This window comes from Streptomyces sp. NPDC026417 (genome assembly GCF_055567695.1).
This window is the reverse complement of the sequence record NZ_JBVHPY010000011.1, coordinates 115008-127896: the sequence shown is the minus strand read 5'-3', so window position 1 is coordinate 127896 and position 12889 is coordinate 115008. Positions and strand designations below refer to the sequence as shown.

Genomic DNA, 12889 nt, shown 5'->3' with positions numbered 1-12889 from the left:
GGGCGGGGAAGAACTTTGTGGTGTTGAGGACCCGCTTTCTTAGGGGAGGGCCGGGTAGTGCGGGGGGAGGCGGTGGGGGCACCCCTTCCCCGGGGGGGGGGGGGGGGCCCCCCCCCCCCCCCCCCCGGGCCGCGTGGTCACGCATGAACGACGGGTGAGCGGGAATGCAACGCAGCGTCCCCCCGCTCGCCGCAGCAGCCGAATGCCCCCTCCCGCACCGTCCCGGAAGTCTCTACGCTCGGTTCCACCACCGTGCGCCCGCACGACCGTCTCCACCGCCGCGCCGCCTTCGGGCCCCGGGAGCGGGACGGCCCCCGCGGGTGGCGCGATCCGGCCGGGCCCGCACCCCACCACGACCTCCTGCCAAGCCGAAGGACACCGCCCATGCGCCGCGCCTTGATCGTCGTAGACGTGCAGAACGACTTCTGCGAGGGGGGCAGCCTCGCGGTGGCCGGGGGCTCGGACGTGGCCGCCGCCATCACCGAACTGATCGGCCAGGCGCCCGCCGGCTACCGGCATGTGGTCGCGACCCGCGACCTGCACATCGCTCCCGGCGGCCACTTCGCGGACAACCCCGACTACGTCCACTCCTGGCCCGCGCACTGCGTGGCCGGGACCGAGGGCGTGGGCTTCCATCCGAACTTCGCCCCGGCCGTCGCCTCCGGCGCGATCGACGCCGTCTTCGACAAGGGGGCCTACGCGGCCGCCTACAGCGGCTTCGAGGGCGCCGACGAGAACGGCGTCCCGCTCGGCGACTGGCTCAAGGCCCGCGAGATCGACGAGGTCGACGTCGTCGGCATCGCGACCGACCACTGCGTCCGGGCGACCGCGCTGGACGCGGTCCGGCAGGGGTTCCGCACCCAGGTGCTGCTCGACCTGACCGCCGGGGTGGCGGAGCAGACCACGCAGCGGGCGCTGGAGGAGCTGCGCGAGGCGGGCGTGGACCTGTCCGGCAAGCCGGTGGTCTAGGGGACCGGCCCGGGCGGCTCCCGGCCCGGGAGGGTGGCACCTCCCGGGCGGTTTCCGCCGGGGTGCGGGACCTGCCTGCCGGGTGGGGCCGCCGTCGCCGGTCAGGCCTGGGGCGCCGGGCGTCCGACCAGGGCCCGTATCGGGTGCCAGAGTTCCTGGGCGAGCTCCGGACCGCGGACTCCGCCGTCGGGTGCCGTGCGCCAGACCAGGCCGTCGGGGTGGTGCAGGACCGCGGTGATCTCGTCCGGGGTGGGCGGCGCCGCGTTGCCGCGGAGGTAGACGGCGCGCATGCCCAGGTTGCGCAGCCGGGTCAGCGCCCGGGCACGGTTCTGGGCGAGGACGAGGAAGCGCACACAGCCGCCGCTGTGCCCCGCCGGACTGGGCAGGTTGAGCGCCACCACCACGCTGCCGTTCGGCAGCTTGCTGAAACCCCCTGCGGCCATGCGGTCACACCCCCGTGAGATTCGATGTCAATAAGCCGGTCACAGGACGCACCTAAACACGATCGGCCGCAACCCGCCAGAGGGTTGCGGCCGATCATGGTCTGACCTGGGGAAACGTCAACTACTTCGCCGAGGGACCCACCTGGAGCGTGATCGTGGAGCCGTCCTTGGGCTCCTTGACGATCTTGATCTTGGTGTTGGTGTCAGTGACCTTGACGCTGTTGAACGGGTTCGCCGGGTCGTAGTACGAGCCCTTGCGGTCGTCGAAGGCGGAGACGCCCTTCTGCGACTTGATCTTCAGCGCGACGTCGGCGTTGTGGAGCGTGAACGCGTCCGTCGGGTAGGTGCTGAAGGTCGCGTCGAAGGCCTGGATCTTGTTGCGGAGCAGCGTGCCGTCGGCCCACTTGAGCGCCTTGGCGTGCGCGTCCACCGGCAGGATCAGACCCTCGCCCGGGTGGGCGCTGGTGTTGTCGTCCGCCTGGGAGGTGTCCCACTTCCAGATCAGCAGACCGTTCTGGTACGGGTAGTGCTCGACCCAGTCCGGACGCGTCGTCGAGAAGCCGAAGTTGTACGGGCCGACCTTGAGGGTCTTGTCGTACGAGACGTACTGGCGGTTCTCGGCGAGGTAGTACTGCTCGTAGTCCTTGGTGAAGGACGCGCCGATCCGGGAGAAGCCGTTGGCCGTCCAGGCGGCGTCGGCCGTCTCGGCGTTGTCCGAGAAGAGCGCGGTGCCGTCGGCGGTCACGGTGATCTCGTCGGCCGCGAAGCCCTTCAGCGCCACACCGCCGTCGGAGGCGTAGCGGAAGCGGATGTCGACCTTCTTGCCCGCGTAGGCGTCGAGCGGGAAGGACAGCTTCTTGTACGCGGCCGAGGAACCGGTGAGGGCGGGCTTGTCACTGCCGTCGCGCGGGATGGCCGCGCCGTCGGCGGTGCCGTCCAGGGCGGTCCAGTTGGCACCGCCGTCGGTGGACACCTCGGTGTAGAGGAAGTCGTACTCCTCCTCGATGTCCCACCAGCCGTCGAGGGTCAGCGCGGCCTTCGACCTGCCGGTCAGGTCGACCGAACGGGTCAGCGTGTTCTTGAGGTTGTCACCGCTGCCGCTCCACCACTGGGTGGCACCCTGGGCCGGCGTGACGACCTCGGTGGTGACCTTCTTCTTGGGCAGCGTGACCACGAGGGCCTGCTTGTTCTTGGTGTTGTACTCCGCGACGCCGAGCTTGTGCTTGGACTTCTTGCCGGCCTTGGCGGTGTCGTAGTTCAGCCAGCCGAGCTGCAGCTTGTCCCAGGCATTCATGTCGCCGGGGAGGTCGCCGATGGCCTCCTTGCCGGTGCCGAGCCAGGAGCCCGCCGACATCAGCGTCCAGAAGCCGGTGCCGTTCTCGCCGCCGCCGGAGGTGTCGTACTCGTCCGGCAGACCGAGGTCGTGGCCGTACTCGTGGGCGAAGACGCCGAGTCCGCCGTTCTCCGGCTGGATGGTGTAGTCGCCGACCCAGATGCCCGTGTCGCCGATCTGCGCGCCGCCGAGGCGGTTGTTCGCGGGGCCCGTGGCGCCCGCGTCGGAGCCGAACGCGTACCAGCGGTGGGCCCAGATCGCGTCCTTGCCCTGGACGCCGCCGCCGGCGGACTCGTCCTCACCGGCGTGCACGATCTGGAAGTGGTCGATGTAGCCGTCCGGCTCGTTGAAGTCGCCGTCGCCGTCGAAGTCGTAGCGGTCCCACTGGTCGTACTGCGCCAGGTCCGCCTTGATGGCGGCGTCGGACTTGCCGGCGGCCTTCTGCTGGGCGACCCAGGCGGTGACGCCGTCGCTCACCACGTTCCAGACGCTGGAGCAGTTCGTCTGGCCGCAGTAGTTGGAGCCGTAACGGGCCTCGTTGTAGGGGACCTTGACCCAGTCGGTGACCTCGCCGTCGACCGAGTAGCGGCCCGAGGACTGCTTCTCGTAGTACTTCTTCAGCGACTCGGTCTTCTTGCCGGTGCCGAAGTAGAGGTCCTGGAAGTGCTTCTGGTCGTAGTCCTTCTGCCAGGCCGTGCTGTTGTCCTTGGCACGGTCCGGCGCGGCTATCTGGTTGTGCAGCGGTCCGGCGGTGCCGCCGTACTTGCTGTCGATCTGGTCGCCGAACTCGACCAGGATCGTGAAGATCTGGTCGGTCTTCTCGCGGCCGAGCTCGACGTACTTGCTCTTGTTGAGCTTGACGACCTGGGAGCCGTCGCGGTCCTTGACCGCGGCGTCGCCGGATATGACCCGGTTCAGGGCCTCCTGGCGCTGGGCTTCCTGGGTCTTGCTCAGCGGGCCGTCCAGGTCGTGTTCGACCTTCGTCTTGGCCGGCTGCGGGTCGTGGCGGTCCACGGAGGCCGACGACGATGCGTCATCGGCCTGGGCCACGGCGAACGTCGAGAACGTGGCGGTTGCCGCCGCGAGGGCGACGCCCACTGCGGCCGCTCTGAACGTCCAGGATCTGCTGCTCACTTGATTTCCTCCCCCGCGCCCCGTGCGCGCGGAGAGGATGGGGGTCCTGGTCATGGAGGGTCCCGCGCGCCGTACACGCGATTCAAGTGACGACATTCGACCGGAGTTGCCGAAGAAAAGACAGATCTTGACTTGGACAGGCCAAGTGCACTATGCGAAGCGTCGGTTCGTTATCCGGACGGTCCGCAGTGCCTCAACAGGCGCGTTCCGCAGCCGAGTTGGCGGATCGGATGACTCCGTGCGCCCCCCGTGCTCCGGCACCGTGGGTTAGGTCACGCTTACTGGTCGTTCCGGTCGGGCATGCAGCGGAATAGAGTCGATTGGCGGAGCGCCGGAACGCCGACGGAAGCCAAGTCGACACCGTTGTCTCACCCCCAGATCTTCATCCGCACCCTCCCCCAACGCGAGAGGCTCGGGGGGAGGCACCCACCCGAGGACACGATTGCCATGCCTCGTCCGACCGCCGCACAGCTCGCCTACGGCTCCTGCACCGTGATCTTCTCCACGCTCGCCATGCTGCTGCTGTCACAGACGAGTTCCGGCGTGGGCGTCGCGGTGATCGCGCTCTCAGCGCTCGTCCTCGGGCTGCTCGTCGCCATGACCGTCCCCCTGCCGAAACCCGCGCCGGCGGCGGCCCAGCCACGGGTGGCCAAGCCGGTGCCCCAGCGGCGCGAGACGGCGTCCGTGGGTTCGGCCGAGTCCGTACGCGGGTCGGCGGGCCCGTGAGGCACGGGCCCGCCGCTCGTCGTCACGCCGTCCCGTGCGTGCGGGACGGCCGGCTCAACGGGTACTGACGACCACCGTCTTCGCCGCCTTGTCGTCCAGGCCCTGCTTGTAGGGCTTGTCGAAGAAGCTCCAGCCGCCCGCGATCGCGGTCCAGATGCAGGCGCAGCAGAAGGCGAACGGGATCCACAGCACGGCCGCGCGCACCAGCGAGGTCTGCACGGAGGGCGTCGCGCCGTTGTCCAGGTTGGCCACCCGCAGATGGAACAGCTTCTTGCCGAGCGTCTGGCCGGTCCTGGCGGTCAGGACGGTGTCGTACGCGATGTAGAGGACCGCGGCGAGGAGCTCCTGCCCGAACGACTTGCCGTACTCGATGTCGTCGGTGTCCACGGTCCACTGGGCGAATCCGAAGCCCCAGGACAGCAGCCAGATGACGATGCCGACGAGGATCATGTCCAGGATGCGCGCGAGCACCCGCTTGCCGCTGTCGGCCAGCGGGGGCATGCCGGCGAGCGGGTCGTTGCCGCCGTAGGAGCCGCCTCCGTAGGGGGCCCCGCCACCGCCGTACGGGCCGCCCCCGCCCGCCCCGCCGTAGGGGCCGCCGCCACCGCCGCCGTACTGGCCGCCGCCACCGCCGCCGCCGTAGGGGTCGCCCCCACCGCCGCCGTACGGGTCGCCGGAGGGCGGCGGGGTGTCGTACGGGGAGCCGCCGCCCTCGGCGGGCGGCGGCTGCTGCTTCTTGAACGGGTCGTCGTCCGGGAACTGACCGGAGCCGGGGGGCGGCGGTTCGGTGCTCATGGCCCGAGTCGACCGCGAACCCCCGGGCTCCGCATCCGGCGCGGGTCCGTCCGGGCTACGGGGACCGCTCAGGCGGCCACGAAGGTGTGGGCCGCCTTGTCGTGCCAGCACTGGCGCCAGGGCCGGTCCCACAGACACCACAGGACGCCCACGACGCCGATCACGAGGACGCCCGGGATGCTGTAGACGAGCCAGCGGCGCAGTGCCGGGCCGAAGGCCGGCGGCTCGCCGCCCTCGATGTCGCGCACCTGGAGCCCGCAGAGCTTCTTGCCGAGCGTGCGGCCCCACTTGGCGGTCGGGAGCACTTCGTACAGGACACCGAAGAGGAGCAGGACGCCGAGGACGATGCCGAGGCAGGAGGTCGTGGTGCCGTCCAGCAGCCACACGGTGACCGTCTCTCCGGACTGCTTCGCCGCGTCGATCTTCTCGTTGACGTGGTCGATCGCCTTGGTCCCCAGCGGCACGGCGGCCACGGCCGTGACGGCGGCCAGGACGACGGTGTCCAAAAGCCGGGCGGCCAGCCGTCTGCCGAGTCCCGCGGGGCGGGCGGCGGCCTGGGCCCGGGCCGCCGCCTGGAAGACGTCGTCCACCGGCGGCTTCCAGGGCACGACCGGCTGTTCCTCGTCACCGGCTCCCGCCAGCCGGTGCACCTGCTGCGCCCAGGACGGCTGGCCCCCGCCGGCTCCGGGGCTCATCGGCGTGGCCGCCGCGCCCGCGGACTGCGCGGGGACGGTCGCGGACGGGGTCTGCTGCACGGGCGGGGCCGGAGTGTGCGCGGAGGCCTGCGCCGGGGCGGCCGCCGCGGCACCGCCGGTCTGCGCCCCGCTCCGCTGCTCCGTGCGCGGGGACGGCGCACGGAACGCCGTGCCGCCCTCGGGAGCGACGGGGCCGCGCGGGCCGGTCGCGCCGTCGCCCCGGGAGCCGCCGGGCGCTCCCGCGGGCCCGGGCACCCGCGGCCCTCCCGGAGCGGCAGCCGCGGGTCCGAAGACCCCAGCACCCGCCGAAGCGGCGTCGGCGGTACCCGCGTTCCGCGCGGCGGGGGCCGCGTCACCCGTGCCGGCGGCCCCGGCCCCGGCCGGACCGAAGCCTCCGGAGCGCGCCGCCGGGCCCGAAGTCGCCCCCGGGGGAACTGCGTTGCCCGCACCCAGCGAACCGGAGCCGGCCGGGCCGAAGCCTCCCTGGCGGGGCGCGCCCGGCGTACCCGAGGGCGCGGCGGTGCCGGGCCCCTGGGCGGCGGAGCCGCTCGCCGGGCGGCGGAAGACGACCGTGCCGCCCGACGCGGGCGGTCTCGGGGTGTCCTCGCCGGTGGCCGCGGGGGGAATCGTCGCGGTGCCGTCCGTGCGTGCGGCCCTGCCGTCGGGCTGGACGGCCGCGTCACCGGGCTCGGCCGCGTGCGGCACCCGCGGGTCGGCGCCGCCGCCCGCGCCCCAGGAGACCCGGCGGTCCTGGTCGCCGCCGAAGCCGGACTGCCGCGACCGGTCGGCCCCCCAGGCGGAGGCGGGTTCGGGACGGCTGCCGTGCTGGGCCTCCGCCGGGGTCGCCCGGCGCGGCTCCGCCACGGGCTGCGGATCCTCGTCGAAGAAGTGCGGGCCCGTCTCCTCGGCCGCGGGAGTGCCGCTTCGGGCCGGCGGGACCGGACGGCCGGGCGACGGCGCCGGAGCCGGTACGGGGGCGGGCCGCCCTCCGGAGGGCGGCGCGAGGGGCACCCCGTCGGTCGGCGCCGGACGGCTCGTGCCCGGCACCCAGGAGGCACCGTTCCAGTACCGGACATATCCAGGAATGGAGGGGTCCGGGTAATACCCTTCGCGGGGCCTGTCGTCACCGGGGGCCGGGGTTGGGGCGCTCATGTCCGTCGTCCCGTATCTGCTCGGGGGTCTTTTGGGGGGTCCACATCTATCAGACCCGCGCGCGTACCACCGGCGCTCCCGCTCTACCCACCCCATTAGGGCAACGTTCCGCCACCTCTTGCGCTCCCGGCGCCGAAGCTGTCCGGGACAGTGCGCGAAGAGGTCGGAAAACTTCCCCGAACCCGCGTAATGATCCGGGCGCCCCGCGCTCTCCACTCGTACCGGGCCCGCTCGGCGGGCCCCGTATCCGGAAAGGAAGCGCATCGACATGCACACCGTGGTGGAACGCGAGCTCGAACTGAACCTCGTCCTGTCGCCGGAGCGCAGCATCCCGGTCCCGGCCCGGCTGACCTACCGCACCGACGACCCGTACGCCGTCCACGTCACGTTCCACGTCGGTTCGGACCATCCGGTCGGCTGGACCTTCGCGCGCGAGCTGCTCGTGGAGGGCGTGTTCCGGCCCTGCGGGCACGGTGACGTGCGGGTGTGGCCGACGAAGGTCGGGGGCCGGGGCGTGGTGCTGATGGCGCTGAGCTCGCCCGACGGCGACGCCCTCCTGGAGGCGCCCGCCCCGCAGGTGTCGGCCTGGCTGGAGCGGACCCTGCGGGCGGTCCCCCCGGGCACCGAGGCCGGGCAGCTCGGCATCGACGACGGCCTCGCCGAGCTGCTCGCCCCGACCCCGGCCGACGACCTGTGGCTGCGCGACCCGTGGCCGTCCGACGAGTCGCCGGACGGCGAGTGAGCGCCGGACCGCGACCGCCCGCCGGACGCGGAGGTGCCCCGCCCGCCGGAGCGGAGGCGGTGCGGGCGGGGAGGCGGTGCGGGCAAGGACGCCCCCTAGAGCACCTTGCCCGGGTTCAGGATGCCGAGGGGGTCGAAGGCGGCCTTGATGCCGCGCTGCATCTCCACGCCCACCGGGCCGATCTCGCGCGCCAGCCACTCCTTCTTGAGGACGCCCACGCCGTGCTCGCCGGTGATGGTGCCGCCGAGTTCCAGGCCGAGGGCCATGATCTCGTCGAAGGACTCGCGGGCGCGCCGGGACTCGTCGGGGTCGGCCGCGTCGAAGCAGACGGTGGGGTGGGTGTTCCCGTCGCCCGCGTGGGCGCAGACCCCGATGGTGAGGGCGTACTTCTCGGCGATCCGCTCGACCCCGTCCAGCATCTCGCCGAGCCGGGAGCGCGGCACGCAGACGTCGTCGATCATCGTGGTGCCCTTGACCGCCTCCAGCGCGGTCAGTGACAACCGGCGGGCCTGGAGCAGCAGTTCGGACTCGGCCGCGTCGTCGGCCGGCACCACCTGGGTGGCGCCCGCCGCCTCGCACAGCGCGCCGACCGCCGCCAGGTCGGCGGCGGGGTCCGGGGTGTCGAAGGCGGCCAGGAGAAGCGCCTCGGTGGTCTCCGGTAGGCCCATGTGCGCCAGCGCGTTGACGGCCTTCACCGTGGTGCGGTCCATCAGTTCGAGCAGGGACGGCACATGACCGCCCGCCATGATCCGGCAGACGGCGTCGCACGCCGCGGCCCCGGAGGAGAACTCGGCGGCCAGCACCAGCTGCCGGGGCGGCTGCGGCTTCAGGGCCAGCACCGCGCGGACGACGATGCCGAGCGAGCCCTCCGAGCCGACGAACAGACGGGTGAGGTCGTATCCGGCGACCCCCTTCGCGGTGCGCCGGCCCGTGCTCAGCAGGCGGCCGTCGGCGAGGACGACGTCCAGGCCGAGGACGTACTCGGCCGTCACCCCGTACTTCACGCAGCACAGGCCGCCGGAGGCCGTGCCGATGTTGCCGCCGATGGTGCACGTCTCCCAGCTGGAGGGGTCCGGCGGGTAGCAGAGGCCGTGCTCGTTGACGGCACGGGAGAGCGTCGCGTTGACGACGCCCGGTTCGACGACGGCGATCCGGTCCACCGGACTGATCTCCAGGATCCGGTCCATCCGAACGAGGGAGAGCACGATGCACCCGTCCGTGGCGTTCGCGCCGCCCGACAGGCCGGTACGGGCGCCCTGCGGGACGACGGGGACGCGCAGCTCGGTGGCGACGCGCATGACGTGCTGGACCTGCTCGACCGTGCGGGGCAGCACCACGACGGCGGGAACGCCCGCCGCGCAGAAGCTCGCCATGTCGTTGGCGTACGAGGCCGTCACATCCGGATCGGCCAGGACCGCCTCGGCCGGCAGCCCCGCGAGAAGACGGTCCACGAGGTTGCCCGTCGCTTCGTCGCGCGGGGCTTCGATACGGCTCATGATCACAGCGTCGCACCCGGGGCCATCGGTGTGAACCCCGTCTGCGGCACCCTTCGTGTCCCGGGGTGCGGTCTTCGTATTGACGCACAGTGAGCGGCATGGTGATCGCACAGTTCCCGCCGGCTCCCCCGCGGCCCGGCCGCTCCCGCGTCGTGCGGCGCGTGGCGACGGGGGCCGTCGTGGCGGGTGCCGTACTCGGCGGGGTGCTGGCGCTGCTGCCGCCGGAGCGGCAGCGGCCGCCGGCGCCGGCTCCGGGACCGATGGGCCGGGCGGTGACCGCGGTCGGGGCCGGAGTGCCGGTGGCGCTGCCCGACCTTGCGGCGCTCATCGACGAGCGTGAGGCACGGGTGCGCGCCCGGCCGCGCGACGGCCGGTCGTGGGCGCTGCTGGGTGCCGCGTACGTCGAGCAGGGACGCCGGACGGCCGCCCCCGCCCTCTACCCCAAGGCCGAGAAGGCGCTGCGCACAGCGCTGGGGGCCGGCACGGCGGGGAACGGGACGGCGCTGGACGGGCTGGCTGCGCTGGCCAACGCGCGCGGAGACTTCCGCACGGCGAAGAAGTGGGGCGAGACGGCGGTCGCGCAGACGCCGAAGCGGTGGACGGCCTACCCGCAGCTGCTGGAAGCGTACGAGGGCCTCGGTGACCACAAGGCCACCCGCAGGACACTCGACCGGCTGCTCGAACTGCGCTCGTCGCCCGCGGTCATGGCGCGGGCCGCCCAGGTGTACCGGGACCGCGGCTGGCGCGAGGACGCCGCCGCCGCCCTCGCGGACGCGGCGGCGGGTGCGGCGGCCCCCGCCGAACAGGCCGCCTATCTGTCCCGGGCGGGCGATCTCGCCTGGGAGCGGGGCGAGCCGGACCAGGCGCTGCGCCGGTACGAGGCGGCGCTGCGCACGGATCCCGACGAGCACACGGCGCTCGCCGGGCAGGGGCGGGCGCTGATGGCGCTGGGGCGTGCGTCGGAGGCGCTGAACGCGTACCGGACCGTGCTCACGAAGCAGCCGTCACCGCGGTACGCCCTGGAGCTGGGCGAGTTGTACGAGTCGCTGGGGCTGGGCGGGGCGGCCCGGGTCCAGTACGACCTGCTGCGGGCGCGGGTTCGGGAGGAGGCCGCCGGGGGCGTCGACGTCGAGCTGGTGCTCGGGCTCTTCGAGGCGGACCACGGGGACCCGCTGTCCGCGGTGCGCCGACTGCGCGAGGAGTGGAAGCGGCAGCCCGGGATCGCCGTCGCGGACGCGCTGGGCTGGGCACTGCACCGGGCGGGGCAGGACAAGGAGGCCCTGGAGTTCGCGACACGGGCCATGGACAAGGAGCACGGCGGCGGGGTGCGCAGCGCGCTGTACGCCTTCCACCGGGGGCAGATCGAGCGGAGTCTGGAGCGGTACGGGCCCGCTCGCCGCCATCTGCAGGAGGCGCTCCGCATCAACCCGTGGTTCTCCCCGCTCCTCGTGCCGTCGGCCAAGGAGTCGCTGGCGGCTCTGGGCGAGCCTCCCGCCGAGGGGCTGCCCGAGGAGGGGCCGGCGGAAGAGGGGGCGGGGCGGGACGGGGCGGCGGGGACGGCCGGGCCCGGGCGGAAGCCGCCGGCCGCGCGGCCCGCGCCCCGGGGCGGGGTGTCACCCGCCCCGAGTCGCTCGGGCCGCTGAGCGCCGGGCCGGCGCCTACAGGTTGCCGCGCTTCTCCTGCTCCCGCTCGATCGCCTCGAACAGGGCCTTGAAGTTGCCCTTGCCGAAGCCCATCGAGCCGTGGCGCTCGATGATCTCGAAGAAGACGGTCGGCCGGTCCTGCACCGGCTTGGTGAAGATCTGCAGCAGGTAGCCGTCCTCGTCGCGGTCCGCGAGGATCTTCAGCTCGCGCAGCGTGTCGACGGGCACCCGGGTGTCGCCGACCCACTCGCCGAGGGTGTCGTAGTACGAGTCGGGGGTGTCCAGGAACTGGACCCCGCCGGCACGCATGGTGCGGACCGTCTCGACGATGTCGTTCGTGTTCAGCGCGATGTGCTGGACGCCCGCGCCGCCGTAGAACTCCAGGTACTCGTCGATCTGGGACTTCTTCTTGGCCACGGCGGGTTCGTTGATCGGGAACTTGACCTTCAGCGTCCCGTCGGCGACGACCTTGGACATCAGCGCCGAGTACTCGGTCGCGATGTCGTCGCCCACGAACTCCTTCATGTTCGTGAAGCCCATGACCTTGTTGTAGAACCCGACCCACTCGTTCATCCGGCCGAGCTCGACGTTGCCGACGCAGTGGTCGATGGCCTGGAAGGTGCGGCGGGCGGGCGGGGCGACGATCGGGTCGGCGGCCACGTAGCCGGGCAGGTAGGGGCCGTCGTAGCCGGACCGGTCGACCAGGGTGTGGCGGGTCTTGCCGTACGTGGCGATCGCCGCCAGGACGACCGTGCCGTGCTCGTCCTTGAGCTCGTACGGCTCCGCGACCGGGCGGGCCCCGTGCTCGACGGCGTACGCGAAGGCGGCGCGCGCGTCCGGGACCTCGATGGCGAGGTCGACCACGCCGTCGCCGTGTTCGGCCACGTGCTCGTCGAGGAACCGGCCCCAGTCGGTGGCGGGCTTGATGACCGAGGTGAGGACGAAGCGCGCCGAGCCGTTGGTGAGGACGTACGACGCTGTCTCGCGGCTGCCCGTCTCCGGTCCGGAGTAGGCGACCAGCTGCATGCCGAAGGCGCTGGAGTAGTAGTGCGCGGCCTGCTTGGCGTTGCCCACGGCGAAGACGACCGCGTCCATTCCCTTCACCGGGAAGGGGTCTGCCTCGCGCGCGGTGCTGGGGGTGTGGTGGGTTGTCTGAGTCATGGCGGCAGCGTCGCCCTGTTCCGCAAGGTGCGCAATAGTTGGCGTATCGACTGAGCAATCTGTTCAGAAGAAGGCCGGTAGGGTCGGGCGTTCTGTACAGGATGACCATCGCGGAGGGCTGCATGGCGATCGATCGACTGGACGGCCGGCTCATCGTGCTGCTGGCGCGGGAGCCCCGGATCGGCGTCCTGGAGATGTCCCGCCGGCTGGGCGTCGCGCGCGGCACGGTGCAGGCCCGCCTCGACCGGCTTCAGTCGAATGGAGTCATCCGCGGATTCGGTCCGCAGGTGGACCCCGCGGCGCTCGGATATCCGGTCACCGCGTTCGCCACCCTGCAGATCCGGCAGGGGCAAGGCGCCGACGTACGGGCGCACTTGGCCACCGTCCCGGAGGTGCTGGAACTGCACACCACGACGGGCGGCGGCGACATGCTGTGCCGCCTGGTGGCCCGCTCGAACGCCGATCTCCAACGGGTGATCGACCGGGTCGTCGGTTTTGATGGCATCGTCCGGGCCTCCACTGCGATCGTCATGGAGAACCCCGTTCCGCTGCGGATCATCCCGCTGGTGGAGCAGGCGTCGGAAGACTCCTGACGCGGGG

11 protein-coding genes are annotated in these 12889 nt (G+C 72.5%); 5 read left to right on the top strand and 6 right to left on the bottom strand.

The window, feature by feature from the left end; translation table 11 throughout:
• Positions 1–384: 384 nt before the first annotated feature.
• Complete coding sequence (locus tag ACZ4NT_RS19140) at positions 385–969, top strand: nicotinamidase (RefSeq protein ID WP_121402697.1); 585 nt, start codon at positions 385–387, stop codon at positions 967–969.
• Between the two features lie 101 nt (positions 970–1070).
• Here the strand turns inward: ACZ4NT_RS19140 and ACZ4NT_RS19135 are convergent, their stop codons facing one another.
• A complete protein-coding gene (locus ACZ4NT_RS19135; protein WP_121402695.1) occupies positions 1071–1412 on the bottom strand; it encodes a hypothetical protein in 342 nt (113 codons plus the stop codon).
• Between the two features lie 121 nt (positions 1413–1533).
• Positions 1534–3879 (bottom strand): immune inhibitor A domain-containing protein, encoded by a 2346-nt coding sequence (locus ACZ4NT_RS19130; protein ID WP_467726463.1) that lies wholly within the window; start codon positions 3877–3879, stop codon positions 1534–1536.
• Between the two features lie 447 nt (positions 3880–4326).
• On the opposite strand from ACZ4NT_RS19130, the gene ACZ4NT_RS19125 reads away from it, so the two are divergent.
• A complete protein-coding gene (locus tag ACZ4NT_RS19125; RefSeq protein ID WP_121402691.1) occupies positions 4327–4605 on the top strand; it encodes a hypothetical protein in 279 nt (92 codons plus the stop codon).
• 54 nt (positions 4606–4659) lie between these two features.
• On the opposite strand, the gene ACZ4NT_RS19120 is transcribed toward ACZ4NT_RS19125, so the two are convergent.
• Positions 4660–5400 (bottom strand): RDD family protein, encoded by a 741-nt coding sequence (locus tag ACZ4NT_RS19120; RefSeq protein WP_121402689.1) that lies wholly within the window; start codon positions 5398–5400, stop codon positions 4660–4662.
• Positions 5401–5468: 68 nt separating this feature from the next.
• Positions 5469–7247: an RDD family protein gene (locus tag ACZ4NT_RS19115; RefSeq protein ID WP_467726460.1), complete on the bottom strand. Its 1779-nt coding sequence runs from the start codon at positions 7245–7247 to the stop codon at positions 5469–5471.
• A 268-nt stretch (positions 7248–7515) separates the two neighbouring features.
• On the opposite strand from ACZ4NT_RS19115, the gene ACZ4NT_RS19110 reads away from it, so the two are divergent.
• A complete protein-coding gene (locus tag ACZ4NT_RS19110; RefSeq protein WP_467726458.1) occupies positions 7516–7989 on the top strand; it encodes an SsgA family sporulation/cell division regulator in 474 nt (157 codons plus the stop codon).
• Between the two features lie 95 nt (positions 7990–8084).
• Here ACZ4NT_RS19110 and ACZ4NT_RS19105 read toward each other — a convergent pair whose 3' ends face one another.
• Positions 8085–9491, bottom strand: coding sequence for an FAD-linked oxidase C-terminal domain-containing protein (locus ACZ4NT_RS19105; protein ID WP_121402684.1), 1407 nt, complete (start codon positions 9489–9491; stop codon positions 8085–8087).
• 92 nt (positions 9492–9583) lie between these two features.
• Between ACZ4NT_RS19105 and ACZ4NT_RS19100 the strand changes: the two genes are divergently transcribed.
• On the top strand, positions 9584–11128 hold the full coding sequence (locus ACZ4NT_RS19100; RefSeq protein ID WP_467726456.1) for a tetratricopeptide repeat protein: 1545 nt from the start codon (positions 9584–9586) through the stop codon (positions 11126–11128).
• 15 nt (positions 11129–11143) lie between these two features.
• Here ACZ4NT_RS19100 and hppD read toward each other — a convergent pair whose 3' ends face one another.
• Positions 11144–12289: a 4-hydroxyphenylpyruvate dioxygenase gene (hppD, locus tag ACZ4NT_RS19095; RefSeq protein ID WP_121402680.1), complete on the bottom strand. Its 1146-nt coding sequence runs from the start codon at positions 12287–12289 to the stop codon at positions 11144–11146.
• A gap of 122 nt (positions 12290–12411) precedes the next feature.
• On the opposite strand from hppD, the gene ACZ4NT_RS19090 reads away from it, so the two are divergent.
• Positions 12412–12882: an Lrp/AsnC family transcriptional regulator gene (locus tag ACZ4NT_RS19090; protein ID WP_183116834.1), complete on the top strand. Its 471-nt coding sequence runs from the start codon at positions 12412–12414 to the stop codon at positions 12880–12882.
• The last annotated feature ends 7 nt before the right edge of the window (positions 12883–12889 follow it).

Coding starts and splice junctions, on each gene's coding strand:
- ACZ4NT_RS19140 (WP_121402697.1), top strand. CDS start 385: ATGCGCCGCGCCTTGATCGTCGTAGACGTGCAGAACGACTTCTGCGAG.
- ACZ4NT_RS19135 (WP_121402695.1), bottom strand. CDS start 1,412: ATGGCCGCAGGGGGTTTCAGCAAGCTGCCGAACGGCAGCGTGGTGGTG.
- ACZ4NT_RS19125 (WP_121402691.1), top strand. CDS start 4,327: ATGCCTCGTCCGACCGCCGCACAGCTCGCCTACGGCTCCTGCACCGTG.
- ACZ4NT_RS19120 (WP_121402689.1), bottom strand. CDS start 5,400: ATGAGCACCGAACCGCCGCCCCCCGGCTCCGGTCAGTTCCCGGACGAC.
- ACZ4NT_RS19115 (WP_467726460.1), bottom strand. CDS start 7,247: ATGAGCGCCCCAACCCCGGCCCCCGGTGACGACAGGCCCCGCGAAGGG.
- ACZ4NT_RS19110 (WP_467726458.1), top strand. CDS start 7,516: ATGCACACCGTGGTGGAACGCGAGCTCGAACTGAACCTCGTCCTGTCG.
- ACZ4NT_RS19100 (WP_467726456.1), top strand. CDS start 9,584: ATGGTGATCGCACAGTTCCCGCCGGCTCCCCCGCGGCCCGGCCGCTCC.
- hppD (WP_121402680.1), bottom strand. CDS start 12,289: ATGACTCAGACAACCCACCACACCCCCAGCACCGCGCGCGAGGCAGAC.
- ACZ4NT_RS19090 (WP_183116834.1), top strand. CDS start 12,412: ATGGCGATCGATCGACTGGACGGCCGGCTCATCGTGCTGCTGGCGCGG.